Here is a 25,115-nt window from a genome sequence, read left to right as displayed (position 1 = left end):
AAGCTGAGAAACTTTTCCCAGCTTTATTTGTTATAGTCAAAGCGAATGACTTGTTCCTGTGTATCTACATGAGCATGGACTCCGAAGGGAACAATGGCTCTTGGAGTTGCGTGGCCGACATTTAGATTATAGATAATCGGGATATTGCTGTCAATAATATCCAATAGTGCCTCTTTATAGTCGTCATAGAAAGTTTCATCCATAGGTTTTCCGACCAGGAGTCCACTGATGACCGCGAATATGCCAGTGTTCTTTAAAGTCTGCAACATCTTTTTGAAGTCTCCTGGATCAGGCTTTTCTTCGCTTGTCTCTAGCAAGAGGATCTTTCCTTTCCAGTCTGACAAGTCAGGGAAAAGTTTGTATTGTTGGCAGAGCTCCGTGCTGTCTGCGTATCGAGAGTTGTCAAAGATATCGTAGAGGGATTCGAGGCAACCACCGAGGATTTTCCCCTCGAACTGGGCATTTCCTTGCAACAAGTCAAAACCGGTATTTGCATGACTGACACGAGGTGTCCCCAGGGCCGTGGGACTAAAATCAGTTCGTTCATCATACCAAACGTCACTAGGGCGGATTTCTGAGATTCTTCCCGTATCAATCAATTCTTTGAAGTAGTGAAGGCTATAGGCTAGCATTTCTTTGTCTAATTCACAAATGTCTGCTAAGAAGGATTGACCATAAAAAGTTTTGATTCCTAGTTTATGCAACATGAGATGGTTCATGGTTGTATCTGAGAAGCCAAGAAAAATTTTTTGTTTGATAACCTTTTGTAGTTGGTCATTTTCAAAAAGATAAGGTAGTAAGCGATAGGTATCGTCTCCACCGATGGCACATAGGATCATATCGATGCTATCATCAGAAAAGGCATGAATCAAATCCTCTGCACGAGCTTCAGGATGGTTCTTGATAAAGTCTAATCCATTTAGCGAATGGGGCAAAAAGATAGGATTGAGTCTCAGGTCCTTGAGACGTTGGACACCCAAGTCCACTTCGTGTTTGACAAAATCCTCTCCGATAATGCCACTAGATAAACTAACAATACCAATAGTAGAAACCATATCTCATCCTCCTAGAAATAGATTGAGCCTATTTTATCACAAAATATAAGAGAAAGCTATGTGGGATTTCAGAAGAATACTTTTAATACTCTTCGAAAATCTCTTCAAACCACGTCAGTTTTATTTGCAACCTCAAAGCTGTGCTTTGAGCAACCTGCAGCTAGCTTCCTAGTTTGCTCTTTGATTTTCATTGAGTATAACTCAAAAAAGTAAGTGAAAAAGCAACCGCACCTGCAGTTGCTTTTATCGTTTTCTTATTCTTGATAGCGTGTTGGTCCTGCACTTGCACTACGGATATTCAAGCGTTTCTTGAGATAGAAGCGAAGGGCTAGGAGGGCTGCTCCAATAATAGCTAGTGGCAATGGATCCAGTACTGGGTTAAGGCTAGCTGGTAGGAAGCTTGTTGCAAAGAAGACAAGCAACCAAAGGAACATAGAAGCTAGGATAACTAGTACAGATTTCCAGAAAGGTGGACGTTGACTGCGATCCATATCTGGTCCATAGTATTGGTAAACAAAGTAGTACATCAAGTAGAAGGCAAATCCACCAACCAGTCCAACTAATAGAAGAGTAATCAATCCATAGCCGAAAGCTTGATCTGCCGCAAAGAAGGTTGTGAGGGCGCTGACAAGGGCAAAGAGGCTAGTGATGAAAAGAGCTGAGTCCATAATCATCAGTTTTGGATCATCATTTTCTTTTGGATGCTCTTTTTCGTACTGCTCTTTGACAGTGAAGCTATGAGCCCAATGAGTTGGTGCGCCGTATAGGGAACGGGCAGTTGTACCTTTAGATTGCTCCTCAAGGATTTGGGGAATGACTTCCTCAAAAATAGTCTGGATTTCAGCGTCTGTTTTCCCATCTTTGATGAATTGTTGGGTAGCAATGTGGACAAACTCTTGGTTTTTCTTAGTTAATTTTTGTAGATCAATTTGAGACATAGGAACTCCTCTTAGAACCATTTTTTATGGATGAGATAGAGAGTGAGCGAGACACTCATAGCAAAGGCGATAAAGACGATTAACCAGAAGGCATTTGGCTCTCCGTTTAGGGGGATTTCATTATCCTTAAAGTTCATACCGTAGGCAGAAAAGACCATGGTTGGGATGGACATGACGATGGTCACAAGGGCCAAGGTTTTCATGATGTTGTTCTGGTTGTTAGAAATGATAGAGGCAAAGGTCTCTGTCATAGAATGCAAGACGTTTCCATAAATGTCTGCCATCTCGATGGCCTGTTGGGTTTCAATCAGGGTATCTTCAAGCAGGTCTTCGTCCTCAAGGTATTTCTTGATATTACTGGTTGAGCTGGTCAATTTCTTAATCACACGCTCATTTGTTTTGAGGGAGGCCTTGAAATAGACGATGGTTTTTTCTAATTCCATGAGTTCAATCAATTCTTCATTACGAGTTGATTGATGCAGTTGACTTTCGATTTGTTCACTCTTGCGGTCAATCGAACGAAGGGCTGTTAGGTAAAGCTCTGCATTGCGATAAAGAATCTGGAAGATAAAACGCGAACGCATAAAAGTATAGAAATTACGCAATCGACGGTTGATAAAGACATCGAGGACTGGTAATGGTTCCAAACAAGTAGTGATAATGGTTTCCTCGGTGATGATAATACCAAGCGGGATGGTGACGTAGTAGGTGCGGTTATTTCTTTCCTCTGTGACCGGCACGTCAACGATAATCAGGGTGTACTCGTCTTCAATGGTAATACGAGACATTTCTTCCGCATCGAGCGGTGCTCGAAGGTCCGCAATATCAATATCGAAGGCGTTAGCGATTTCCAGTGATTCATTTTGAGTCGGATTGACGAGATTGATCCAAGTACCCGGTTCAAGCGTATCGATCTCTTTAAATTCAGTTGTTGTAGAGAGAAAAACTTGTTTCATATCCCTTATCCTTTCTCATTTTTCAGATTTTTTCACACCGTACTATTATACTACAAATTCAGCCTTTTGGGTAATAGAATCTCACTTTTTTTGGTATAATGGTAAGCAATAATGGACTAGAAAGAACAAAGATGCAAGATAAAATTGTCATTCATGGGGCGCGTGCCCATAATTTAAAAAATATTGATGTGGAGATTCCGCGGGACAAGCTGGTTGTAGTGACTGGTTTGTCAGGTTCAGGGAAATCCAGTCTGGCCTTTGACACCCTTTATGCAGAGGGACAACGTCGCTATGTGGAGAGTTTGTCAGCCTACGCTCGCCAGTTTTTGGGAAATATGGAGAAGCCTGATGTAGATGCCATTGATGGCCTCAGCCCAGCTATTTCCATCGATCAGAAAACGACTAGCAAAAACCCTCGCTCGACGGTGGGGACCACGACTGAAATCAATGACTATCTGCGTCTCCTCTACGCACGTGTGGGGACGCCTTACTGTATCAACGGTCATGGAGCTATTAAAGCTTCTTCTGTGGAGCAAATCGTGGATAAGGTCTTAGAGTTGCCAGAACGCCAGCGCCTGCAAATCTTAGCCCCAGTCATCCGCAAGAAAAAAGGCCAACATAAGAGTGTTATAGAGAAAGTTCAGAAAGACGGTTATGTCCGTGTCCGTGTGGATGGGGAAGTCTATGATGTGACCGAAGTGCCAGACTTGTCTAAGAGCAAGCAACACAATATTGATGTCGTGGTTGACCGTATCGTTATCAAGGAGGGTATCCGTAGTCGTCTCTTTGATTCCATTGAGGCTGCCCTTCGTATTACAGAAGGCTATGTCATTATCGACACTATGGACGATTCGGAGTTGCTCTTCTCTGAGCATTATGCCTGCCCAGTTTGTGGCTTTACTGTTCCAGAGTTAGAGCCACGTCTCTTCTCCTTCAATGCTCCTTTTGGCTCTTGTAGTGAGTGTGACGGTTTGGGCATCAAGTTGGAGGTGGATACTGATTTGGTAGTGCCAGACGCCAGCAAGACCTTACGTGAGGGAGCGCTAGCACCTTGGAATCCTATCTCATCCAACTACTATCCAAACATGCTAGAGCAGGCTATGACGACCTTTGGAGTGGATATGGATAAGCCTTTTGAGGACTTGTCAGAAGAAGATAAAAACTTGATTCTCTACGGCTCAGATGGCAAGGAATTCCATTTCCACTATGAGAATGAATTTGGTGGTGTGCGCGATATTGACATTCCTTTTGAGGGAGTTATCAATAATATCAAGCGTCGTTATCACGAGACAAACAGCGATTATACCCGCACCCAGATGCGTCTCTACATGAATGAGCTGACCTGCGGAACCTGTCACGGCTATCGTCTCAATGACCAGGCCTTGTCTGTTCGTGTGGGTGGCGAGCAAGGGCCGCATATCGGAGACATTTCAGACCTATCTATCGCAGACCACTTGGACTTGGTGAGCCAGCTGACCTTGTCTGAAAATGAAGCCATCATTGCTCGTCCCATTCTCAAGGAAATCAAGGATCGTTTGACCTTCCTTAATAATGTGGGTCTTAATTATCTGACTCTGTCACGTTCAGCAGGAACCCTTTCAGGTGGGGAAAGCCAGCGTATTCGTTTGGCAACCCAGATTGGTTCCAATCTATCTGGCGTCCTCTATATCCTAGATGAGCCGTCAATCGGTCTCCACCAGAGGGATAATGACCGTCTGATTGCTAGTCTCAAAAAGATGCGTGACTTGGGCAATACTCTCATCGTGGTGGAACACGACGAAGATACCATGCGTGAGGCTGATTATCTGATTGACGTTGGTCCCGGTGCCGGTGTTTTTGGTGGAGAGATTGTTGCTGCAGGTACGCCCAAGCAGGTAGCTCGTAACAGTAAGTCTATCACAGGCCAGTACTTGTCAGGTAAACGTGCCATTCCAGTACCAGAAGAGCGCCGTGTCGGAAATGGTCGTTTTATCGAGGTGACAGGAGCGCGTGAGAACAACTTGCAAAATGTTACTGCTCGCTTCCCACTAGGAAAATTCATCGCAGTGACAGGGGTGTCGGGCTCAGGCAAGTCTACCTTGATCAACAGCATCCTCAAAAAAGCCATTGCCCAGAAGCTCAACCGTAATTCAGACAAGCCTGGTAAATTTAAGACTATTACAGGGATTGAGCATGTAGACCGATTGATTGACATTGACCAGAGCCCTATCGGACGAACGCCAAGGTCTAACCCTGCTACCTATACAGGAGTTTTTGACGATATACGTGACCTTTTTGCCCAGACAAACGAAGCCAAGATTCGAGGCTACAAGAAGGGCCGTTTCAGTTTCAACGTCAAGGGTGGTCGCTGTGAAGCCTGTTCAGGCGATGGGATCATCAAGATTGAGATGCACTTCTTGCCAGATGTTTATGTGGCTTGTGAAGTTTGCCACGGAACCCGTTACAACAGTGAAACCCTAGAAGTCCACTACAAGGAAAAAAATATCTCGCAGGTCTTGGATATGACCGTCAACGATGCGGTAGAATTCTTCCAACACATTCCAAAGATTCAGCGCAAACTTCAGACCATCAAGGATGTGGGACTGGGATATGTGACGCTAGGGCAACCAGCTACCACCCTTTCTGGAGGAGAAGCCCAGCGTATGAAGTTGGCTAGTGAACTTCACAAACGATCGACAGGAAAATCTTTCTATATTCTGGATGAGCCGACGACAGGTCTTCATACCGAGGATATTGCTCGCTTGCTTAAGGTTTTAGCTCGCTTTGTAGACGACGGTAATACAGTCCTTGTTATTGAGCACAATCTGGATGTCATCAAGACAGCAGACCATATTATTGACTTGGGTCCTGAGGGCGGTGTCGGCGGTGGAACCATCATCGCAACAGGAACTCCAGAAGAAGTAGCGGCCAAGGAAGCCAGCTACACAGGACATTATTTGAAAGGAAAGTTACATCATGAATAAACGTGTACAAGCATTTCTAGCTAAAATGCAAGAAAAAGAACTAGATGGTATCATCATCAATAACCTTAAAAACGTCTATTACCTGACTGGTTTTTGGGGCTCAAACGGAACAGTCTTTATCAGCCGTGACCGTCAGGTCTTGGTGACAGACTCTCGCTATATCATTGCAGCCAAGCAAGAAACCAGTGGTTTTGAGATTGTGGCTGACCGTGATGAATTGGCTGTCATTGCAGGCATTGTTAAGGACATGGGCTTGTCTCGAATCGGTTTTGAAGATGAGATTTCAGTTTCTTATTATCATCGTATGCAGGCCGCCTTTGAAGGAATTGACTTGCTTCCACAAACTCAGTTTGTCGAAGGTCTTCGAATGATTAAGGATGAAGCGGAGATTGCAGCTATTCGTAAGGCTTGTTCTATCTCAGACCAAGCTTTCCGCGATGCGCTTGACTTTATCAAACCAGGAAAGACAGAGATTGAAATAGCCAACTTCCTTGACTTCCGTATGCGTGAGTTGGGAGCATCTGGCTTGTCTTTTGACACTATCCTAGCTAGCGGTATCAACTCTTCCAAACCCCATGCCCATCCTATGCACAAACCAGTGGAGCTAGGAGAAGCTATTACCATGGACTTCGGTTGCCTCTACGACCACTATGTCAGTGATATGACACGGACTATCTATCTGGGGCATGTCAGCGACGAGCAAGCAGAGATTTACAATACAGTTCTAAAAGCTAACCAAGCCTTGATTGAACAGGCTAAGGCTGGCTTAGGTTTCCGTGACTTTGACAAAATTCCTCGTGATATTATCATCGAGGCAGGCTATGGTGACTACTTTACCCACGGTATCGGACACGGTATTGGACTGGATATCCATGAAGAGCCTTACTTTAGCCAAACTTCTACAGAAACTATTAAGGCAGGTATGGCCTTGACCGATGAACCAGGTATCTATATCGAAGGCAAATATGGCGTTCGTATCGAGGATGATATCCTGATTACAGAGACAGGTTGTGAATTATTGACCCTAGCTCCAAAAGAGTTGATAGTCATTTAGTTGTTTGTCAAGAAAAAAGTACGAAAATGACGAAAAAAGTCAAAAAAAATTAAAAATAGGTCGCAAGTCGGATGTTTTTTATGGTATAATAGACTAAACTGATAGTAACATGTAGCGAAAGGGGTAGGTACATGATTAAAATTTATACAGTCTCAAGTTGTACTAGCTGTAAAAAAGCAAAAACCTGGCTTAATGCCCACCAGTTAAGTTATAAAGAACAAAACCTTGGTAAAGAAGGAATTACGCGAGAAGAATTACTGGATATTCTAACCAAAACAGACAACGGAATAGCCAGTATCGTCTCATCTAAAAATCGCTATGCCAAAGCCCTTGGAGTGGATATTGAAGATTTGAGTGTTAACGAAGTCCTCAATCTGATTATGGAAACACCTAGAATTTTAAAGAGCCCAATCCTTGTAGATGAAAAACGCCTGCAAGTTGGCTATAAGGAAGACGATATTCGTGCCTTCCTACCACGCTCTGTCCGTAATGTAGAAAATGCAGAAGCACGTTTGCGTGCAGCTCTATAAACATCAAGGCTGGGAGCAATTCCCAGTCTTATTCTATTTTAATTTCAAAAAGAAAGAAGAAAGAAATGAAAAAAATAGTTCTTGTTAGTCTAGCTTTCCTTTTTGTCCTGGTTGGTTGCGGACAGAAAAAAGAAACTGGACCAGCTACAAAAACAGAAAAAGATACGCTTCAGTCGGCATTGCCAGTTATTGAAAATGCTGAGAAGAATACAGTTGTAACCAAGACTTTGGTCTTGCCCAAGTCAGATGATGGTAGCCAGCAGACCCAAACCATTACTTACAAAGACAAGATTTTTTTGAGTCTAACTATCCAACAAAAGCGTCCAGTCTCAGATGAGCTGAAGACCTACATTGACCAACATGGAGTGGAGGAAACTCAAAAAGCTCTTCTCGAGGCGGAAGAGAAAGACGACTCCATCATAGAAGCTCGTAAATTAGCAGGATTTAAGCTTGAAACAAAACTATTGAGTGCAACAGAACTTCAAACAACGACTGGTTTTGATTTTCAAGTTTTGGATGTCAAGAAGGCTTCTCAGTTAGAATATTTGAAGAATATTGGCTTAGAAAATCTTTTGAAGAATGAACCAAGCAAATATATTTCAGACAGATTGGCAAATGGTGCGACAGAACAATAGAAAATCCAAATAAATAAACTGCCTGAATTGTAGAAGGTAAGGAATTATGCTATAATGGTACTATTCTAAGGAAAGAGGGTGTTAGAATGGGATTTACTGAAGAAACCGTACGTTTTAAATTGGACGATTCCAATAAAAAAGAAATTAGCGAAACTTTGACAGATGTTTATGCTTCGTTGAACGATAAGGGCTACAACCCAATTAACCAAATCGTAGGTTACGTATTGAGTGGAGACCCTGCCTACGTTCCTCGTTATAATAATGCACGAAATCAAATCCGTAAGTATGAGCGTGATGAAATCGTTGAGGAATTGGTTCGCTACTACCTTAAAGGACAAGGAGTCGATCTGTAACCTATGAGAATTATGGGATTGGACGTCGGTTCAAAAACGGTAGGGGTGGCTATTAGCGACCCGCTCGGTTTTACAGCTCAAGGGCTTGAAATCATCCAAATCAATGAGGAGCAAGGCCAATTTGGTTTTGACCGCGTTAAGGAGCTGGTTGATACTTACAAGGTGGAACGATTTGTAGTGGGCCTGCCTAAAAACATGAACAATACAAGCGGACCGCGCGTAGAAGCTAGTCAAGCCTACGGAGCAAAGCTAGAAGAGTTTTTTGGTTTACCAGTAGACTATCAGGATGAACGCTTGACAACAGTGGCTGCTGAGCGTATGTTGATTGAACAAGCAGATATCAGTCGCAATAAGCGCAAGAAAGTCATTGATAAGTTAGCAGCTCAGCTGATTTTACAAAATTATTTAGATAGAAAATTTTAATATAAAGGAGAGGATATGTCACACGATCATAACCACGACCACGAAGAACGTGAACTAATCACACTAGTAGATGAGCAAGGAAATGAAACCTTGTTTGAAATCCTTTTGACAATTGATGGAAAAGAAGAATTTGGTAAAAACTATGTTCTTCTAGTACCAGTTAACGCAGAAGAAGACGAAGACGGACAAGTTGAAATCCAAGCTTACTCATTCATCGAAAACGAAGATGGAACAGAAGGCGAATTGCAACCAATCCCAGAAGACTCAGAAGACGAATGGAACATGATTGAAGAAGTCTTCAATAGTTTTATGGAGGAGTAAAAACGTCCTGTGGACGTTTTTAGCCCAGCGCTAGAAATTAGAAACGCAGGTAGTCTGGGAGACTGTATCAGCCCAACTCCTAGAAATTGGAAGAGTTGGAACATCCAGTGGATGTTTTAGCCCAAGTTAATATTCATAGTTGTTAGTGATTAGCTAACCAGGTGAGAGGTCGGGACGAAAATCCTGACCTCATTTTTTGTTATCTACGGAATTTTGCTAGATAATTGATTAGACTTTTGTCAAGGAGATGTGTATGTTTGAAGTAGGAGAATGGCTTTATAGTCGGATTGGTTTGAATTTTCGATCAGGTTTAGGCCGAATACAGCAAGCGGTGGATTTGTTAGGGAATCCAGAGAAGTCTTATCCTATTATCCATGTAACAGGGACTAATGGGAAAGGATCTACCATTGCTTTTATGAGGGAGTTATTTATGGGGCATGGCAAAAAAGTCGCGACCTTTACCTCCCCTCATATCGTCTCTATCAATGATCGAATCTGCATTAATGGGCAATCTATAGCAGACACAGACTTTATCCGTTTGGCTGAGCAGGTCAAGGAGATGGAGAAAACGCTTCTGCAAACCCATGATCAGTTGTCCTTTTTTGAACTGCTGACCTTGATTGCTTTTCTTTATTTTAGAGAGCAAGAAGTGGATTTGGTTTTACTAGAAGTGGGAATTGGCGGCTTACTTGACACGACCAATGTGGTAACTGGAGAGCTTGCTGTTATCACCTCCATTGGGCTTGACCATCAGGAAACCTTGGGTGATAGTCTGGAAGCAATCGCAGAGCAGAAAGCTGGTATTCTCAAGGCTGGTAAGAAGGCAGTGATTGCGAAATTGCCTCCAGAAGCTAGGCTTGTCTGTCAGAAAAAAGCAGACTCTTTAGCTGTTGATCTTTATCAGGCAGGTCAAGATTTTTCAATGCTGAATGGTAATTTTTCAAGCTCTTTACTAAATCTTTCACAGCTGAACATAGGCTTAGAAGGAGCTTATCAGCAGGAAAATGCGGCCTTGGCGTTGCAAGCATTTCTTCTCTTTATGGGAGAAGGAAAGGAAGTTGTTTATGAGCAGGTTGTAAGACAGGCTTTGGAGAAGACCCATTGGGCTGGACGTTTGGAGCGTATTTGCCCACAGATTTACTTGGATGGTGCTCATAACCTCCCTGCCTTGACTCGCTTGGTTGAGTTTATCAAAGAAAAAGAGCAGGAAGCCTATCGTCCTCAAATCCTATTTGGAGCCTTGAAACGGAAGGATTATCAAGGGATGTTGGGTTATCTGACTGAAAATTTACCTCAGGTGGAACTCAAGGTGACTGGCTTTGACTATCAAGGTTCTTTGGATGAGACAGATGTAACAGGTTACGATATAGTTTCTTCTTACCGAGAATTTATCAGCAGTTTCGAAGAAAAAGCCGATACGCAGGACTTGTTATTCATTACAGGGTCTCTCTATTTTATCTCAGAAGTACGGAGCTACCTGCTGGGGCATGAACAGATAAATTGACCACCTTTTTTGAACTTGTTATACTAGGGGAATTGCTGGTTAGAGAAAATTTCTCTAAATTGGTAGCAGAAAGGAAATCCATCATGAAATTAACAAGATTCACACGTTCTCTTGCTTCTCTAGCAAGTCTTAGTCTCTTAGTAGCTTGTTCACAAAGAGCTCAACAGATTCAACAACCAGCAGCTCAAGCGCAAACACAACAAACTCAGCAATCACAACCTACTGCTTCATCGTCTACAGAAAATACAAACCAGGTAGCAACAAGTTCTTCATAAAATGCACCTGAGGCTCAACCGACTGATATTGATGGGACTTATACAGGCCAAGATGACGGAGACCGTATCACTTTAGTGGTCACTGGAACGACTGGTACATGGACTGAGCTCGAATCTGACGGGGATCAGAAAGTCAAACAGGTCACATTTGATGCAGCAAATCAACGCATGATTATTGGTGATGATGTCAAAATTTACACTGTAAACGGTAATCAAATCATCGTAGATGATATGGCTAGAGACCCATCGGACCAAATCGTTTTAACTAAATAAGACTATGCAAGTAGAAAATAATCATAAATACTTGCCTTCTGTCGAATACCTGAGTTATACTAGTATCAATTACTTGTTTTTAGCATTCAAAATATCAAGGAGGAGATATGAAATATAGAAAATTTCAATTATTGATGTCCAAGTATGGCTTTAGTCTTTCGATTATGCTACTTGAACTTTGTCTGGCTTTTGGTCTCTTTCTTTATTTAGGACGCATGGCTCCCATTTTATGGATTACTGTTCTCATTCTACTGAGTATCATCACAATTATTTCGATAGTCAACCGTAATACGACTCCTGAGAATAAGGTAACCTGGTTATTAGTAGCCTTTGTGCCAGTATTTGGCCCCTTGCTCTATCTGATGTTTGGTGAGAGGAGATTGTCCAAAAAAGAAATCAAACAACTGAAGAAGCTAGACTCCATGCATTTCCAAGAAGCAAATAGCCAGCTACTAAAAGAGGAATTAAAAGAAAGTGACAAGGCGGCATATGGCGTCATCAAGTCCTTATTGAGTATGGATACCAATGCCGATGTCTATGATCAAACTGCCTCTACATTTTTTCCTAACGGAGAAGCTATGTGGAAAAAGATGGTAGAAGATCTTAAAAAGGCTGAAAAATTTATTTTCTTGGAATATTACATTATAGAAGAAGGTTTGATGTGGAATCGCATACTAGATATACTAGAGCAAAAGGTCGCTCAAGGAGTTGAGGTTAAACTGCTCTATGATGATATCGGCTGTATGGCTACTTTAACAGGAGATTATGCACATCGACTTCGTCAGCTGGGCATCGAGGCCCATAAATTCAATAAAGTTATTCCTCGTTTGACAGTGGCCTATAATAACAGAGATCATAGAAAAATATTGATTGTTGATGGTCAGATAGCCTATACTGGTGGGGTCAATCTGGCAGATGAGTACATTAACCACGTCGAGAGATTTGGTTATTGGAAGGATAGTGGAATTCGCTTAGACGGACTAGCAGTAAAAGCCCTGACACGCTTGTTTTTAACCACTTGGTACATCAATCGAGGAGAGATTAGTGATTTTGATCAATATCATTTAGAAAATCATTCTATCCCAAGTGATGGATTAACCATTCCATACGGAAGTGGACCCAAGCCAATTTTTCGAACACAGGTAGGGAAAAAAGTTTATCAGAGTTTAATCAATCAAGCAACAGAATCGGTCTATATTACGACACCTTATTTGATTATAGATTATGATTTAACGGAGACAATCAAAAATGCTGCTATGAGAGGGGTCGATGTTCGAATTATCACCCCTTACATACCAGATAAGAAGTTCATTCAGTTAGTCACAAGAGGGGCTTATCCAGACCTTCTTTCTGCTGGTGTTCGAATTTATGAGTATAGCCCAGGTTTTATTCATAGTAAGCAGATGTTGGTAGACGAAGATTTTGCGGTGGTGGGGACGATCAATCTCGACTACCGAAGCTTGGTACACCATTATGAAAATGCAGTTTTACTCTATAAAACTCCTTCTATAATAGAAATAGCCCGAGATTTTCAAAATATATTTGCAGATTCTCAGGAAGTCTATCCTCATTCTATCAAAACGAGCTGGTATCAAAAGCTTGTAAAAGAAATCGCCCAGTTATTCGCCCCAATCTTATAAGAAATCTAGGACTTAGGAAATGACCGAGTCCTCTTTTTCTTGCTTTTTACGAATAGAAAGATATAGGGAGGGACGATGCTGACTCAGAAAGAATTGGATTATATCATAACATTTAAACAGACGAATTTACATCGCTTTCGGGAAATTGAAACCTTTGTGAAACTATGCAAAAAATCACTCAAACAGCCATCGCAAGCTGACAATCCTAGGACTTTTTGATATACTAAGACAGATAAATTGAATAGGAGAAACGATATGAGTGTGTATGGTAGAGTAGAAGAAGTTCATCAGGAGAATCGTGAACCTCTAGAATACCAAATCGAACAAGAATCGCATCATCGTGAATCAAGTCGTCTTCCTTTGGTGAAAATTTTACTATGGAGTACGCTTGTAACGGGGATAACTCTAGGAGTACCGCTATTACTCGACTTAATGAGTGCACAGGAAGTGCAGGATTTTTATGCAGGTTGGGCGCTTCATCAGACAGGGAAGATTTACAGCGACTATTATGGAAGTCAAGGTTTGCTTTATTATTTGCTGACTTACGTGAGTCAGGGCGGATTTTTCTTTGCCATCTTTGAGTGGTTAGCCTTGGTAGCAGGCGGATTTTTCCTTTTTAGATCAGCGGACACCTTGACAAATCAAGGAGACCAAGCTGGACAAGTGGTGACTATTTTTTACATGCTAGTTACAGGTCTTGCTTTTGGTGGAGGCTATGCGACTCTTTTAGCGCTTCCTTTCTTATTCGCAGCCTTTAGTTTAGTTGCGGCTTACCTAAGCAATCCAAGTCATGATAAGGGATTTGTACGGATTGGGCTAGCTTTGGCAGGCGGATTTTTCTTTGCTCCCTTATCATCGCTCCTGTTTATTGCTGTAGTGAGTTTAGGCTTGTTGGTCTTTAACCTTGGGCATAGACGCTTTGTGCATGGGTTTTATCAGTTTCTTGCAGTGGCTTTAGGTTTCTCACTTGTCTTTTATCCAACTGCCTACTATAGTGTTGCAACAGGAAGTTTTGGGGATGTCATTAGTGGTATTCGCTATCCCATTGACAGTATTCGCTTTGATTTCACTTCTAAAATTTTAGAGAATATGGCTTTTTATGGCTTGTTGTCCCTTGGTTTGGGATTTGTGGTTTGTATCTTTTTAGGTCTCTTTCAATCCAAACCCTCTAAACTATACGTCATTTCGGTTCCTGCAAGTCTTGTGACAATTTTAGGTTTGATTTTACTTTTCTTTTCACAGGAGCCTCTGCACGCTTCCTGTTTGATGGTCGTCTTTCCTGTTTTTCTACTTTTATTGGTAACCAATATTAAGAGTCAACAGAGGGGGCGTAGTGTTAGACGAAGACGAAGAGAAACGCCAGTTAGTCTATGGAGTCGTTTCTTCAAAGGAAATCTATATCTGCCAGTTTTAGGGCTTGTCTATCTTTTGTCTATTCCTTTTTTGATGAAGTTAGTCCTTTATCCGGTACCTTATCAAGAACGTGATCGTCTTGCTGATTTGGTAAAAGAGGAGACAAATACGGAAGATGCTATCTATGCATGGGATGATACTGCGACTCTTTATCGTAAGAGTGAGCGCTTGTCACCATCGGTGATTTTGTCTCCCGTGCACTATACAGCAACTGAGGAAAACCGGAATAAGCTACTCAATGACTTGAAAGAAAAACAACCCAAGGTGATTGTGGTAAATGACAAGGTGCCAGTCTGGTCTGAAGTAGAAACACTCTTAAAAGAAAATTATCAACCAGTAAAGACAGATTACTCAGAGTTTAAAGTCTATAAAATCAAATAACCAAATCAATATCTTGTGTATTTTTAAAAATTTTAGGATTTTTAACACAAGATATTGATTTTTCTTTTTAGAGTGGTATAATACTTTTTAGAAAGAACATTTTAGAAAAGAGCATGCATATGATTGCACTAGAAGAAAAAATTACAATTTTGCCAACTCTCTTCGTCGAGAAACGAGATGGGAGACGTGTTGTATTTGATGTGGACAAGATTGACAAGGCTCTCCACAAGGCGGCAGACAAGGTTATGGATGTGACACCCTTGGTCGAAAAACGCCTCAATGCTCTGACCGAGCGAATTGTCACAGAAATTCATAGTCGCTTTCCAAAGGGAGTGAAGATTTATGAAATTCAAAATATCGTAGAACATGAACTCCTTGAAGCCAAAGAATATGCGCTGGCTGAGGAGTATATTACTTATCGGACGCAGAGGGATTTTGAGCGATCAAAAGCTACAGATATCAACTTTAGTATTCATAAGCTTCTTAATAAAAATCAGGCAGTTGTCAATGAAAATGCCAATAAAGACAGCGATGTCTTTAATACCCAGCGTGATTTGACAGCAGGCATTGTTGGGAAATCAATCGGACTGCAAATGCTTCCCAAGCACGTAGCCAATGCCCACCAAAAGGGGGATATTCACTATCACGATTTGGACTACAGCCCCTATACCCCTATGACCAACTGCTGTTTGATTGACTTTAAAGGTATGTTGGAAAATGGTTTTAAGATTGGGAATGCAGAGGTAGAAAGTCCCAAGTCTATTCAGACTGCGACAGCACAGATTTCGCAAATCATCGCCAACGTTGCTTCTAGCCAGTACGGGGGATGTTCAGCTGACCGTATCGATGAAGTTTTGGCGCCTTATGCAGAGAAGAATTGCCAAAAACATCTCAAAGATGCAGAAGAGTGGGTTTTGCCTGAAAAACGAGAAGATTATGCCTGGAAGAAAACCCAAAAAGACATCTACGATGCCATGCAATCACTCGAGTATGAAATCAATACTCTCTTCACTTCAAATGGCCAAACACCCTTTACTTCGCTAGGTTTTGGTCTAGGAACTAGTCGTTTTGAGCGAGAAATTCAAAAGGCAATTTTAAACATTCGCATTAAGGGACTTGGTTCGGAGCATCGTACAGCCATCTTCCCTAAGCTCATCTTTACGCTTAAAAGAGGTCTTAACTTGGAAGAAGGGACTCCCAACTACGACATCAAGCAGTTGGCCCTAGAGTGCGCAACCAAACGGATGTACCCAGATGTTTTGTCCTATGATAAGATTGTTGAGTTGACAGGTTCTTTCAAAGTTCCTATGGGTTGCCGTTCGTTCCTTCAAGGATGGAAGGATGAAAATGGTGTAGAAGTCAATTCAGGTCGCATGAACCTTGGTGTTGTGACAGTTAACCTACCTCGTATTGCTCTTGAGTCTGAGGGCGACATGAATAAGTTCTGGGAAATCTTCAACGAGCGAATGAATATCGCTGAAGATGCTCTTGTTTACCGTGTCGAACGCACGAAAGAGGCGACGCCAGCCAATGCTCCTATCCTTTATCAGTACGGTGCTTTTGGCCATCGTCTAAGTAAAGAAGAAAGTGTTGATCAGCTCTTTAAGAATCGTCGCGCAACTGTTTCGCTGGGTTACATCGGTTTGTACGAGGTAGCGACAGTCTTCTTTGGAAATAGCTGGGAAAGTAATCCAGATGCTAAGGAATTCACGCTGGATATCATTCGCGATATGAAACGCCGTGTAGAAGAGTGGTCTGACCAATATGGATACCATTTCTCTATCTACTCAACACCGTCTGAAAGTTTGACAGACCGTTTCTGCCGACTAGATACAGAGAAGTTTGGTTCTATTCCTGATATTACAGATAAGGAATATTACACCAATTCATTCCACTACGATGTTCGTAAAAATCCAACACCGTTTGAAAAATTGGACTTTGAGAAAGTCTATCCAGAAGCAGGTGCGTCGGGTGGTTTCATCCATTATTGTGAGTATCCAGTCCTCCAGCAAAATCCAAAAGCCTTGGAAGCTGTCTGGGATTATGCTTATGACCGTGTGGGCTATTTGGGCACCAATACTCCAATAGACCATTGCTACAAGTGTGACTTTGAAGGAGATTTTGAACCAACTGAGAGGGGCTTTGCTTGTCCTAACTGTGGCAATAGCGACCCTAAAACAGTAGACGTTGTTAAACGGACTTGTGGCTATCTAGGTAATCCTCAAGCGAGACCTATGGTCAATGGACGTCACAAGGAAATCGCTGCGCGTGTCAAACATATGAATGGCTCAACGATTAAAATAGCTGGCCATCAAGTAACAAATTAGAAAGAAATGAAATGGGAAAATATCAATTAGACGATAAGGGTCGCGCACAAGTGACCCGTTATCACGAGAAACACTCTAAAGGTGGAGCTGGTAAGAAAGAACGCTTGCTTAGCCTCAGAGAACAATTTTTAAACAAGAACAAGAAAAAATAAAAGTGATACTCAATGAAAATTAAAGAGCAAACTAGGAAGCTAGCCGCAGGCTGTACTTGAGTACGGTAAGGCGACGCTGACGTGGTTTGAATTTGATTTTCGAAGAGTATGAGAGTCAGCTCTCGCTTTTCTCATAGTGGGAGGTAAGGATGGAACTACGCAGACCAAGATTAGCAGATAAAGAAACAGTTTTAGAGATGATGGCAGAGTTTGAAAAGAGCCAATCAGCCCATGATGGAGGATTTTGGGATACAGAGAACTTTGTGTATGAAGAATGGTTGGAAACAAATATGCAAAAAGAAACGGGAATAAACTTGCCTGAAAATCGTGTTCCTTCTATTCAATTTGTATCATTTGATGATGTAGGTCGTGCTCTAGGATTTTTGAATCTGCGATTGAGACTGAATGAGGGGTTGCTGAATTATGCTGGCCATATTGGTTACTCCATTCGTCCATCAGAAAGAGGCAAGGGTTATGCTAAGGAAACTTTCCGTCAGGGCTTGCAAGTTGCTAAAGAAAAGAACATCAAGAAAGCTCTGGTGACCTGTAGTGTGAATAATCCTGCTAGTAGAGCAGTCATTCTATCAAATGGAGGTCGTATTGAGGATGTTCGTGATGGAGTTGAGCGTTATTGGATAGAGGTAGCGAATGAATAATCCAAAACCACAAGAATGGAAAAGTGAGGAGCTCAGTCAAGGCCGTATCATTGACTACAAGGCCTTTAACTTTGTGGATGGAGAAGGCGTGCGGAACTCCCTCTATGTATCAGGCTGCATGTTTCACTGCGAGGGGTGTTATAATGTTGCGACTTGGTCTTTCAATGCAGGAATTCCCTACACAGCAGAATTAGAAGAGCAAATCATGGCAGATCTTGCCCAGCCTTATGTTCAGGGGTTAACCTTACTGGGAGGGGAACCCTTTCTCAATACGGGTATTGTCTTACCTCTCGTTAAACGCATTCGAAAGGAATTGCCAGAAAAAGACATCTGGTCCTGGACGGGCTACACTTGGGAAGAAATGATGTTGGAGACACAAGATAAACTGGAACTCTTATCACTGATTGACATTCTGGTTGATGGACGATACGATCGAACTAAGAGAAATCTCATGCTCCAGTTTCGAGGTTCGTCCAATCAACGCATCATAGATGTGCAAAAATCGCTCCAAAGTGGGCAAGTAGTGATTTGGGACAAGCTTAATGACGGAAAAGAAAGCTATGAACAGGTGAAGAGAGAATGAAGAAAAAAGACTTAGTAGACCAACTAGTCTCAGAGATCGAGACGGGGAAAGTCAGGACACTGGGAATATACGGTCATGGGGCTTCAGGTAAATCAACCTTTGCACAGGAATTGTACCAAGCCTTAGATTCTGCAAAGGTAAACTTATTGGAAACCGATCCTTACATTGCTTCAAATCGTCATTTAGTGGTGCCAAAGGAGACTCCAGACCAAAAAGTGACCGCTTGTTTACCTGTGGCTCATGAACTGGTAAGTTTAGAAAGAGACATTCTCGCTTTAAAGGCTGGCATGGATATCTTAACAATTGAAGAACCTTGGAAAGCTAGTGAGGTCTTGTCTGGAGAAAAGCCAATTCTGATTGTCGAAGGGATGTCTGTAGGCTTTTTACCCAAAGAACTCTTTGACAAAACCATCTGTTTCTACACGGATGAGGAGACCGAATTAAAGCGACGCCTTGCTAGAGATACGACTGTGAGAAATCGCGATGCATCCTTTATATTGGCTAGCCATCAGATGAGACGGGAGCAGTATCTGCGATACTATAAAGAAACAGAGTCAATTGCGGACATCTTAGTGGACCAATCAGAAGATAAATTTGAGGTCAAGAGGACTCAGTTTATATAGAAGAAAATCCCTAATTTTAAAAAGAAAAATAGGAAAACAGTTTCATCGTAAAAAAACGAAAAAAACCTAACAAATCCCTTGCAATCGCAGGGGCTTTGTGTTATTCTATTATGGTGCTGTAAATTACAGCCTTAGCTTTGATGCAAGAGGTTGCGACACGCTCGGTTGCATTGCCACGCAACGCCGCGTCGGTTTTCTTGTGGAGCTAGCCTATTATCTTAAATAGACGAAAAGGAGAAAAAAATGGCAAACAAAAAAATCCGTATCCGTTTGAAAGCTTACGAACACCGTACGCTTGACACAGCGGCTGCAAAAATCGTAGAATCAGCTACTCGTACAGGTGCACAAGTTGCGGGTCCAATCCCACTTCCAACTGAACGTAGCCTCTACACAATTATTCGTGCGACTCACAAATACAAAGACTCTCGCGAACAATTTGAAATGCGTACACACAAACGTTTGATCGATATCGTTAACCCAACTCAAAAAACAGTTGATGCGTTGATGAAATTGGATCTTCCAAGTGGTGTAAACGTAGAAATCAAACTTTAATCTAAAATATAAAAGAGCAGAGGCTGGTGTTTCAATCTAATTGAACACGGGCTAAATTCGGTGTGAAAAAGATAAACTTCCTCGTGTCTGCTAGACACTGTGTCAGTTTCCTATTTTCACTTTGAGTTTGACGCCCTTTGTATCTTAGACTTGAGCATAAAAAACGCTCGTTAAAAACTTTTTGAATAAAAAATATAGAAAAGGAACTATTTTCTCATGACAAAAGGAATCTTAGGGAAAAAAGTGGGAATGACTCAAATCTTCACTGAAGCTGGCGAATTGATCCCTGTAACAGTTATTGAAGCAACTCCAAACGTTGTTCTTCAAGTTAAAACTGTTGAAACAGACGGATACAACGCTATCCAAGTTGGTTTTGGTGACAAACGCGAAGTATTGAGCAACAAACCTGCTAAAGGACATGTAGCGAAAGCTAACACGGCTCCTAAGCGCTTCATTCGTGAATTCAAAAACGTTGAAGGCTTGGAAGTTGGTGCTGAAATTACAGTTGAAACATTCGCAGCTGGAGATGTTGTTGATGTAACTGGTACTTCTAAAGGTAAAGGTTTCCAAGGTGTTATCAAACGCCACGGACAATCACGTGGACCAATGGCTCACGGTTCTCGTTACCACCGTCGTCCAGGTTCTATGGGACCTGTTGCACCTAACCGCGTATTCAAAGGTAAAAACCTTGCAGGACGTATGGGTGGCGACCGCGTAACAATTCAAAACCTTGAAGTTGTACAAGTTGTTCCAGAAAAGAACGTTATCCTTATCAAAGGTAACGTACCAGGTGCTAAGAAATCTCTTATCACTATCAAATCAGCAGTTAAAGCTGGTAAATAATAAGGAAAGGGGAATACAGTCAAAATGGCAAATGTAACATTATTCGACCAAACTGGTAAACAAGCGGGCGAAGTTGTTCTTAACGATGCAGTATTTGGTATCGAACCAAATGAATCAGTTGTGTTTGATGTAATCATCAGCCAACGCGCAAGCCTTCGTCAAGGAACTCACGCAGTTAAAAACCGCTCAGCTGTTTCAGGTGGCGGACGCAAACCATGGCGTCAAAAAGGAACTGGACGTGCTCGTCAAGGTTCTATCCGCTCTCCACAATGGCGTGGTGGTGGAATCGTCTTCGGACCAACTCCACGTAGCTATGCGTACAAACTTCCTCAAAAAGTTCGTCGCCTTGCGCTTAAATCTGTTTACTCAGAAAAAGTTGCTGAAAATAAATTTGTAGCCGTTGATTCTCTTGAATTTACAGCTCCAAAAACTGCTGAATTTGCAAAAGTTCTTGCAGCTTTGAGCATCGATTCTAAAGTCCTTGTTATTCTTGAAGAAGGAAACGAATTCGCAGCTCTCTCAGCTCGTAACCTTCCAAACGTGAAAGTTGCGACTGCCACAACTGCAAGTGTTCTTGACATCGCAAATAGTGACAAACTTCTTGTTACTCAAGCAGCTATCTCTAAAATCGAGGAGGTTCTTGCATAATGAATTTGTATGATGTTATCAAAAAACCTGTCATCACTGAAAGCTCAATGGCTCAACTTGAAGCAGGAAAATATGTATTTGAAGTTGACACTCGTGCACACAAACTTTTGATCAAGCAAGCTGTTGAAGCTGCTTTCGAAGGCGTTAAAGTTGCAAATGTTAACACAATCAACGTAAAGCCAAAAGCTAAACGTGTTGGACGTTACACTGGTTTTACTAACAAAACTAAAAAAGCTATCATCACACTTACAGCTGATTCAAAAGCAATCGAGTTGTTTGCTGCTGAAGCTGAATAATCTAAGGAGGAAATATCGTGGGAATTCGTGTTTATAAACCAACAACAAACGGTCGCCGTAATATGACTTCTTTGGATTTCGCTGAAATCACAACAAGCACTCCTGAAAAATCATTGCTTGTTGCATTGAAGAGCAAGGCTGGTCGTAACAACAACGGTCGTATCACTGTTCGTCACCAAGGTGGTGGACACAAACGTTTCTACCGTTTGGTTGACTTCAAACGTAACAAAGACAACGTTGAAGCGGTTGTTAAAACAATCGAGTACGATCCAAACCGTTCTGCAAACATCGCTCTTGTACACTACACTGACGGTGTGAAAGCATACATCATCGCTCCAAAAGGTCTTGAAGTAGGTCAACGTATCGTTTCAGGTCCAGAAGCAGATATCAAAGTCGGAAACGCTCTTCCACTTGCTAACATCCCAGTTGGTACTTTGATCCACAACATCGAATTGAAACCAGGTCGTGGTGGTGAATTGGTACGTGCTGCTGGAGCATCTGCTCAAGTATTGGGTCAAGAAGGTAAATACGTTCTTGTTCGTCTTCAATCAGGTGAAGTTCGTATGATTCTTGGAACTTGCCGTGCTACAGTTGGTGTTGTCGGAAACGAACAACACGGACTTGTAAACCTTGGTAAAGCAGGACGTAGCCGTTGGAAAGGTATCCGCCCAACAGTTCGTGGTTCTGTAATGAACCCTAACGATCACCCACACGGTGGTGGTGAAGGTAAAGCACCAGTTGGTCGTAAAGCACCATCTACTCCATGGGGCAAACCTGCTCTTGGTCTTAAAACTCGTAACAAGAAAGCGAAATCTGACAAACTTATCGTTCGTCGTCGCAACGAGAAATAATATTAAACTAGTCGCTTAAGCAACTAGTAAATCCGCCAGCTCGGTAGCGCTCCATGTGAGCGCAAGCCGCTGTGGTACAACATTTAAAGGAGAAAATATAAAAATGGGACGCAGTCTTAAAAAAGGACCTTTCGTCGATGAGCATTTGATGAAAAAAGTTGAAGCTCAAGCTAACGACGAAAAGAAAAAAGTTATTAAAACTTGGTCACGTCGTTCAACGATCTTCCCAAGTTTCATTGGTTACACTATTGCAGTTTATGACGGACGTAAACACGTACCTGTTTACATCCAAGAAGACATGGTAGGTCACAAACTTGGTGAATTTGCACCAACTCGTACTTACAAAGGTCACGCTGCAGACGACAAGAAAACACGTAGAAAATAAGGAGAACATAAATGGCAGAAATTACTTCAGCTAAAGCAATGGCTCGTACAGTACGTGTTTCACCTCGTAAATCACGTCTTGTTCTTGATAACATCCGTGGTAAAAGCGTAGCCGATGCAATCGCAATCTTGACATTCACTCCAAACAAAGCTGCTGAAATCATCTTGAAAGTTTTGAACTCAGCTGTAGCTAACGCTGAAAACAACTTTGGTTTGGATAAAGCTAATTTGGTAGTATCTGAAGCATTCGCAAACGAAGGACCAACTATGAAACGTTTCCGTCCACGTGCGAAAGGTTCAGCTTCACCAATCAACAAACGTACAGCTCACATCACTGTAGCTGTTGCAGAAAAATAAGGAGGTAAAATCGTGGGTCAAAAAGTACATCCAATTGGTATGCGTGTCGGCATCATCCGTGATTGGGATGCCAAATGGTATGCTGAAAAAGAATACGCGGATTACCTTCATGAAGATCTTGCAATCCGTAAATTCGTTCAAAAAGAACTTGCTGACGCAGCAGTTTCAACTATTGAAATCGAACGCGCAGTAAACAAAGTTAACGTTTCACTTCACACTGCTAAACCAGGTATGGTTATCGGTAAAGGTGGTGCTAACGTTGATGCACTCCGTGCAAAACTTAACAAATTGACTGGAAAACAAGTACACATCAACATCATCGAAATCAAACAACCTGATTTGGATGCTCACCTTGTAGGTGAAGGAATTGCTCGTCAATTGGAGCAACGTGTTGCTTTCCGTCGTGCACAAAAACAAGCAATCCAACGTGCAATGCGTGCTGGAGCTAAAGGAATCAAAACTCAAGTATCAGGTCGTTTGAACGGTGCAGATATCGCCCGTGCTGAAGGATACTCTGAAGGAACTGTTCCGCTTCACACACTTCGTGCAGATATCGATTACGCTTGGGAAGAAGCAGATACTACATACGGTAAACTTGGTGTTAAAGTATGGATCTACCGTGGTGAAGTTCTTCCAGCTCGTAAAAACACTAAAGGAGGTAAATAACCAATGTTAGTACCTAAACGTGTTAAACACCGTCGTGAGTTCCGTGGAAAAATGCGCGGTGAAGCAAAAGGTGGAAAAGAAGTAGCATTCGGTGAATACGGTCTTCAAGCTACAACTAGCCACTGGATCACTAACCGCCAAATCGAAGCTGCTCGTATCGCCATGACTCGTTACATGAAACGTGGTGGTAAAGTTTGGATTAAAATCTTCCCACACAAATCATACACTGCTAAAGCTATCGGTGTGCGTATGGGATCTGGTAAAGGGGCACCTGAAGGTTGGGTAGCACCAGTTAAACGTGGTAAAGTGATGTTCGAAATCGCTGGTGTATCTGAAGAGATTGCACGTGAAGCGCTTCGACTTGCTAGCCACAAATTGCCAGTTAAATGTAAATTCGTAAAACGTGAAGCAGAATAAGGAGAAGGCATGAAACTTAATGAAGTAAAAGAATTTGTTAAAGAACTTCGTGGTCTTTCTCAAGAAGAACTCGCGAAGCGCGAAAACGAATTGAAAAAAGAATTGTTTGAACTTCGTTTCCAAGCTGCTACTGGTCAATTGGAACAAACAGCTCGCTTGAAAGAAGTTAAAAAACAAATCGCTCGTATCAAAACAGTTCAATCTGAAGCGAAATAATAGACTAGGGAAGGAGAAATTTCAATGGAACGCAATAATCGTAAAGTTCTTGTTGGACGTGTTGTATCTGACAAAATGGACAAGACAATCACAGTTGTAGTTGAAACAAAACGTAACCACCCAGTCTATGGTAAACGTATTAACTACTCTAAAAAATATAAAGCTCATGATGAAAACAATGTTGCCAAAGAAGGCGATATCGTACGTATCATGGAAACTCGCCCGCTTTCAGCTACAAAACGTTTCCGTCTTGTAGAAGTTGTTGAAGAAGCGGTCATCATCTAATCAAACCTGAAAGGAGAAAACTGAAATGATTCAAACAGAAACTCGTTTGAAAGTCGCAGACAACAGCGGTGCTCGCGAAATCTTGACTATCAAAGTTCTTGGTGGTTCAGGACGTAAATTTGCAAACATCGGTGATGTTATCGTGGCATCTGTAAAACAAGCTACTCCTGGTGGTGCGGTTAAAAAAGGTGACGTTGTTAAAGCAGTTATCGTTCGTACTAAATCAGGTGCTCGTCGTGCTGATGGTTCATACATCAAATTTGACGAAAACGCAGCAGTTATCATCCGTGAAGACAAAACTCCTCGCGGAACACGTATCTTTGGCCCAGTTGCACGTGAATTGCGTGAAGGTGGCTTCATGAAGATCGTGTCACTTGCTCCAGAAGTACTTTAATTGGTTGCTCAAAGAAAATTAAAACAAGTCTAGGAAGTAAAACGAAAGCATAACTTAAGTTAGGTGAGTTGAAACTGACGAAGGATTGCTTTGATTTTCGAAGAGCAAAAACAAACAAACTAGTCCCCTAGCTTCAAGCTAGGGTGCCCTT

General features: G+C 41.9%; 30 protein-coding genes and 1 pseudogene. 28 read left to right on the top strand and 3 right to left on the bottom strand.

Going from position 1 to position 25,115, the window contains the following annotated elements:
* Positions 1–23: 23 nt before the first annotated feature.
* From HT691_RS01125 to HT691_RS01115, 3 genes are all read right to left on the bottom strand, one after another.
* A complete protein-coding gene (locus tag HT691_RS01125; RefSeq protein WP_054392561.1) occupies positions 24–1,055 on the bottom strand; it encodes a S66 peptidase family protein in 1,032 nt (343 codons plus the stop codon).
* A gap of 254 nt (positions 1,056–1,309) precedes the next feature.
* Complete coding sequence (locus HT691_RS01120) at positions 1,310–1,993, bottom strand: DUF1129 domain-containing protein (RefSeq protein ID WP_000078022.1); 684 nt, start codon at positions 1,991–1,993, stop codon at positions 1,310–1,312.
* Positions 1,994–2,004: 11 nt separating this feature from the next.
* Positions 2,005–2,949, bottom strand: a complete 945-nt coding sequence (locus tag HT691_RS01115; protein WP_000815623.1) for a magnesium transporter CorA family protein — start codon at positions 2,947–2,949, stop codon at positions 2,005–2,007.
* A 131-nt stretch (positions 2,950–3,080) separates the two neighbouring features.
* Between HT691_RS01115 and uvrA the strand changes: the two genes are divergently transcribed.
* The 28 genes and pseudogenes from uvrA to rplN all read left to right on the top strand — a co-directional run bounded on the left by uvrA (position 3,081) and on the right by rplN (position 24,964).
* Entirely contained in the window at positions 3,081–5,912 is a 2,832-nt protein-coding gene (gene uvrA / locus HT691_RS01110; RefSeq protein WP_054392562.1) for an excinuclease ABC subunit UvrA, read from the top strand.
* Positions 5,905–6,966, top strand: coding sequence for a Xaa-Pro peptidase family protein (locus HT691_RS01105; RefSeq protein WP_023939696.1), 1,062 nt, complete (start codon positions 5,905–5,907; stop codon positions 6,964–6,966). The genes uvrA and HT691_RS01105 overlap by 8 nt, the downstream gene beginning before the upstream one ends.
* 131 nt (positions 6,967–7,097) lie before the next feature.
* Positions 7,098–7,496, top strand: coding sequence for a transcriptional regulator Spx (gene spx, locus HT691_RS01100; RefSeq protein ID WP_000591165.1), 399 nt, complete (start codon positions 7,098–7,100; stop codon positions 7,494–7,496).
* A 65-nt stretch (positions 7,497–7,561) separates the two neighbouring features.
* Positions 7,562–8,131: an SP0191 family lipoprotein gene (locus HT691_RS01095; protein WP_000725131.1), complete on the top strand. Its 570-nt coding sequence runs from the start codon at positions 7,562–7,564 to the stop codon at positions 8,129–8,131.
* A gap of 86 nt (positions 8,132–8,217) precedes the next feature.
* Positions 8,218–8,484, top strand: a complete 267-nt coding sequence (locus tag HT691_RS01090; RefSeq protein WP_000507059.1) for an IreB family regulatory phosphoprotein — start codon at positions 8,218–8,220, stop codon at positions 8,482–8,484.
* A gap of 3 nt (positions 8,485–8,487) precedes the next feature.
* Positions 8,488–8,907: a Holliday junction resolvase RuvX gene (gene ruvX, locus HT691_RS01085; protein WP_001808830.1), complete on the top strand. Its 420-nt coding sequence runs from the start codon at positions 8,488–8,490 to the stop codon at positions 8,905–8,907.
* 15 nt (positions 8,908–8,922) lie between these two features.
* The gene (locus HT691_RS01080; protein WP_000017620.1) at positions 8,923–9,228 is read left to right on the top strand and encodes a DUF1292 domain-containing protein; all 306 of its coding nucleotides are present in this window, start codon (positions 8,923–8,925) and stop codon (positions 9,226–9,228) included.
* Positions 9,229–9,481: 253 nt separating this feature from the next.
* On the top strand, positions 9,482–10,732 hold the full coding sequence (locus tag HT691_RS01075; protein WP_172921600.1) for a folylpolyglutamate synthase/dihydrofolate synthase family protein: 1,251 nt from the start codon (positions 9,482–9,484) through the stop codon (positions 10,730–10,732).
* An 83-nt stretch (positions 10,733–10,815) separates the two neighbouring features.
* A pseudogene (locus HT691_RS01070) lies at positions 10,816–11,280 on the top strand (SP_0198 family lipoprotein).
* Between the two features lie 107 nt (positions 11,281–11,387).
* Positions 11,388–12,920 (top strand): cardiolipin synthase, encoded by a 1,533-nt coding sequence (gene cls / locus HT691_RS01065; RefSeq protein WP_050261276.1) that lies wholly within the window; start codon positions 11,388–11,390, stop codon positions 12,918–12,920.
* Positions 12,921–13,175: 255 nt separating this feature from the next.
* Positions 13,176–14,714 carry a hypothetical protein gene (locus HT691_RS01060; RefSeq protein ID WP_023932492.1) on the top strand — a complete coding sequence of 513 codons (1,539 nt, stop codon included), beginning with the start codon at positions 13,176–13,178 and terminating at the stop codon, positions 14,712–14,714.
* Positions 14,715–14,833: 119 nt separating this feature from the next.
* On the top strand, positions 14,834–17,041 hold the full coding sequence (gene nrdD / locus HT691_RS01055; protein ID WP_023932494.1) for an anaerobic ribonucleoside-triphosphate reductase: 2,208 nt from the start codon (positions 14,834–14,836) through the stop codon (positions 17,039–17,041).
* An 11-nt stretch (positions 17,042–17,052) separates the two neighbouring features.
* The gene (locus HT691_RS01050) at positions 17,053–17,193 is read left to right on the top strand and encodes a hypothetical protein (protein WP_000521621.1); all 141 of its coding nucleotides are present in this window, start codon (positions 17,053–17,055) and stop codon (positions 17,191–17,193) included.
* 149 nt (positions 17,194–17,342) lie between these two features.
* The gene (locus HT691_RS01045; protein WP_138705962.1) at positions 17,343–17,849 is read left to right on the top strand and encodes a GNAT family N-acetyltransferase; all 507 of its coding nucleotides are present in this window, start codon (positions 17,343–17,345) and stop codon (positions 17,847–17,849) included.
* Positions 17,842–18,432, top strand: coding sequence for an anaerobic ribonucleoside-triphosphate reductase activating protein (gene nrdG / locus HT691_RS01040; protein WP_138705963.1), 591 nt, complete (start codon positions 17,842–17,844; stop codon positions 18,430–18,432). The genes HT691_RS01045 and nrdG overlap by 8 nt, the downstream gene beginning before the upstream one ends.
* Positions 18,429–19,055 carry a phosphoribulokinase gene (locus tag HT691_RS01035; RefSeq protein ID WP_138705964.1) on the top strand — a complete coding sequence of 209 codons (627 nt, stop codon included), beginning with the start codon at positions 18,429–18,431 and terminating at the stop codon, positions 19,053–19,055. The genes nrdG and HT691_RS01035 overlap by 4 nt, the downstream gene beginning before the upstream one ends.
* A 243-nt stretch (positions 19,056–19,298) precedes the next feature.
* A complete protein-coding gene (rpsJ, locus tag HT691_RS01030) occupies positions 19,299–19,607 on the top strand; it encodes a 30S ribosomal protein S10 (RefSeq protein ID WP_001284513.1) in 309 nt (102 codons plus the stop codon).
* 216 nt (positions 19,608–19,823) lie between these two features.
* Positions 19,824–20,450 carry a 50S ribosomal protein L3 gene (gene rplC, locus HT691_RS01025; protein ID WP_000160201.1) on the top strand — a complete coding sequence of 209 codons (627 nt, stop codon included), beginning with the start codon at positions 19,824–19,826 and terminating at the stop codon, positions 20,448–20,450.
* A gap of 24 nt (positions 20,451–20,474) precedes the next feature.
* Complete coding sequence (gene rplD / locus HT691_RS01020; protein ID WP_000024552.1) at positions 20,475–21,098, top strand: 50S ribosomal protein L4; 624 nt, start codon at positions 20,475–20,477, stop codon at positions 21,096–21,098.
* Positions 21,098–21,394, top strand: a complete 297-nt coding sequence (locus HT691_RS01015; protein WP_001055347.1) for a 50S ribosomal protein L23 — start codon at positions 21,098–21,100, stop codon at positions 21,392–21,394. Before rplD ends, HT691_RS01015 begins: the two co-directional genes overlap by 1 nt.
* Positions 21,395–21,411: 17 nt before the next feature.
* Entirely contained in the window at positions 21,412–22,245 is an 834-nt protein-coding gene (rplB, locus tag HT691_RS01010; protein ID WP_000512910.1) for a 50S ribosomal protein L2, read from the top strand.
* Positions 22,246–22,348: 103 nt separating this feature from the next.
* Positions 22,349–22,630: a 30S ribosomal protein S19 gene (rpsS, locus tag HT691_RS01005; protein ID WP_000533766.1), complete on the top strand. Its 282-nt coding sequence runs from the start codon at positions 22,349–22,351 to the stop codon at positions 22,628–22,630.
* An 11-nt stretch (positions 22,631–22,641) separates the two neighbouring features.
* Positions 22,642–22,986, top strand: coding sequence for a 50S ribosomal protein L22 (rplV, locus tag HT691_RS01000; RefSeq protein WP_000818137.1), 345 nt, complete (start codon positions 22,642–22,644; stop codon positions 22,984–22,986).
* A 12-nt stretch (positions 22,987–22,998) separates the two neighbouring features.
* Positions 22,999–23,652 (top strand): 30S ribosomal protein S3, encoded by a 654-nt coding sequence (rpsC, locus tag HT691_RS00995; RefSeq protein WP_000529936.1) that lies wholly within the window; start codon positions 22,999–23,001, stop codon positions 23,650–23,652.
* Between the two features lie 3 nt (positions 23,653–23,655).
* Positions 23,656–24,069, top strand: a complete 414-nt coding sequence (rplP, locus tag HT691_RS00990) for a 50S ribosomal protein L16 (protein ID WP_000960946.1) — start codon at positions 23,656–23,658, stop codon at positions 24,067–24,069.
* A 9-nt stretch (positions 24,070–24,078) separates the two neighbouring features.
* On the top strand, positions 24,079–24,285 hold the full coding sequence (gene rpmC, locus HT691_RS00985) for a 50S ribosomal protein L29 (protein ID WP_000772918.1): 207 nt from the start codon (positions 24,079–24,081) through the stop codon (positions 24,283–24,285).
* A 24-nt stretch (positions 24,286–24,309) separates the two neighbouring features.
* Positions 24,310–24,570, top strand: coding sequence for a 30S ribosomal protein S17 (rpsQ, locus tag HT691_RS00980; protein WP_000440801.1), 261 nt, complete (start codon positions 24,310–24,312; stop codon positions 24,568–24,570).
* Between the two features lie 25 nt (positions 24,571–24,595).
* Complete coding sequence (rplN, locus tag HT691_RS00975) at positions 24,596–24,964, top strand: 50S ribosomal protein L14 (RefSeq protein WP_000616545.1); 369 nt, start codon at positions 24,596–24,598, stop codon at positions 24,962–24,964.
* Positions 24,965–25,115 lie beyond the last annotated feature (151 nt).

This window comes from Streptococcus sp. 477 (assembly GCF_013277295.1).
Lineage (GTDB): Bacteria > Bacillota > Bacilli > Lactobacillales > Streptococcaceae > Streptococcus > Streptococcus pseudopneumoniae.
The sequence above is the reverse complement of the archived record's forward strand: the minus strand, read 5'-3'. Positions and strand labels throughout refer to the sequence as shown.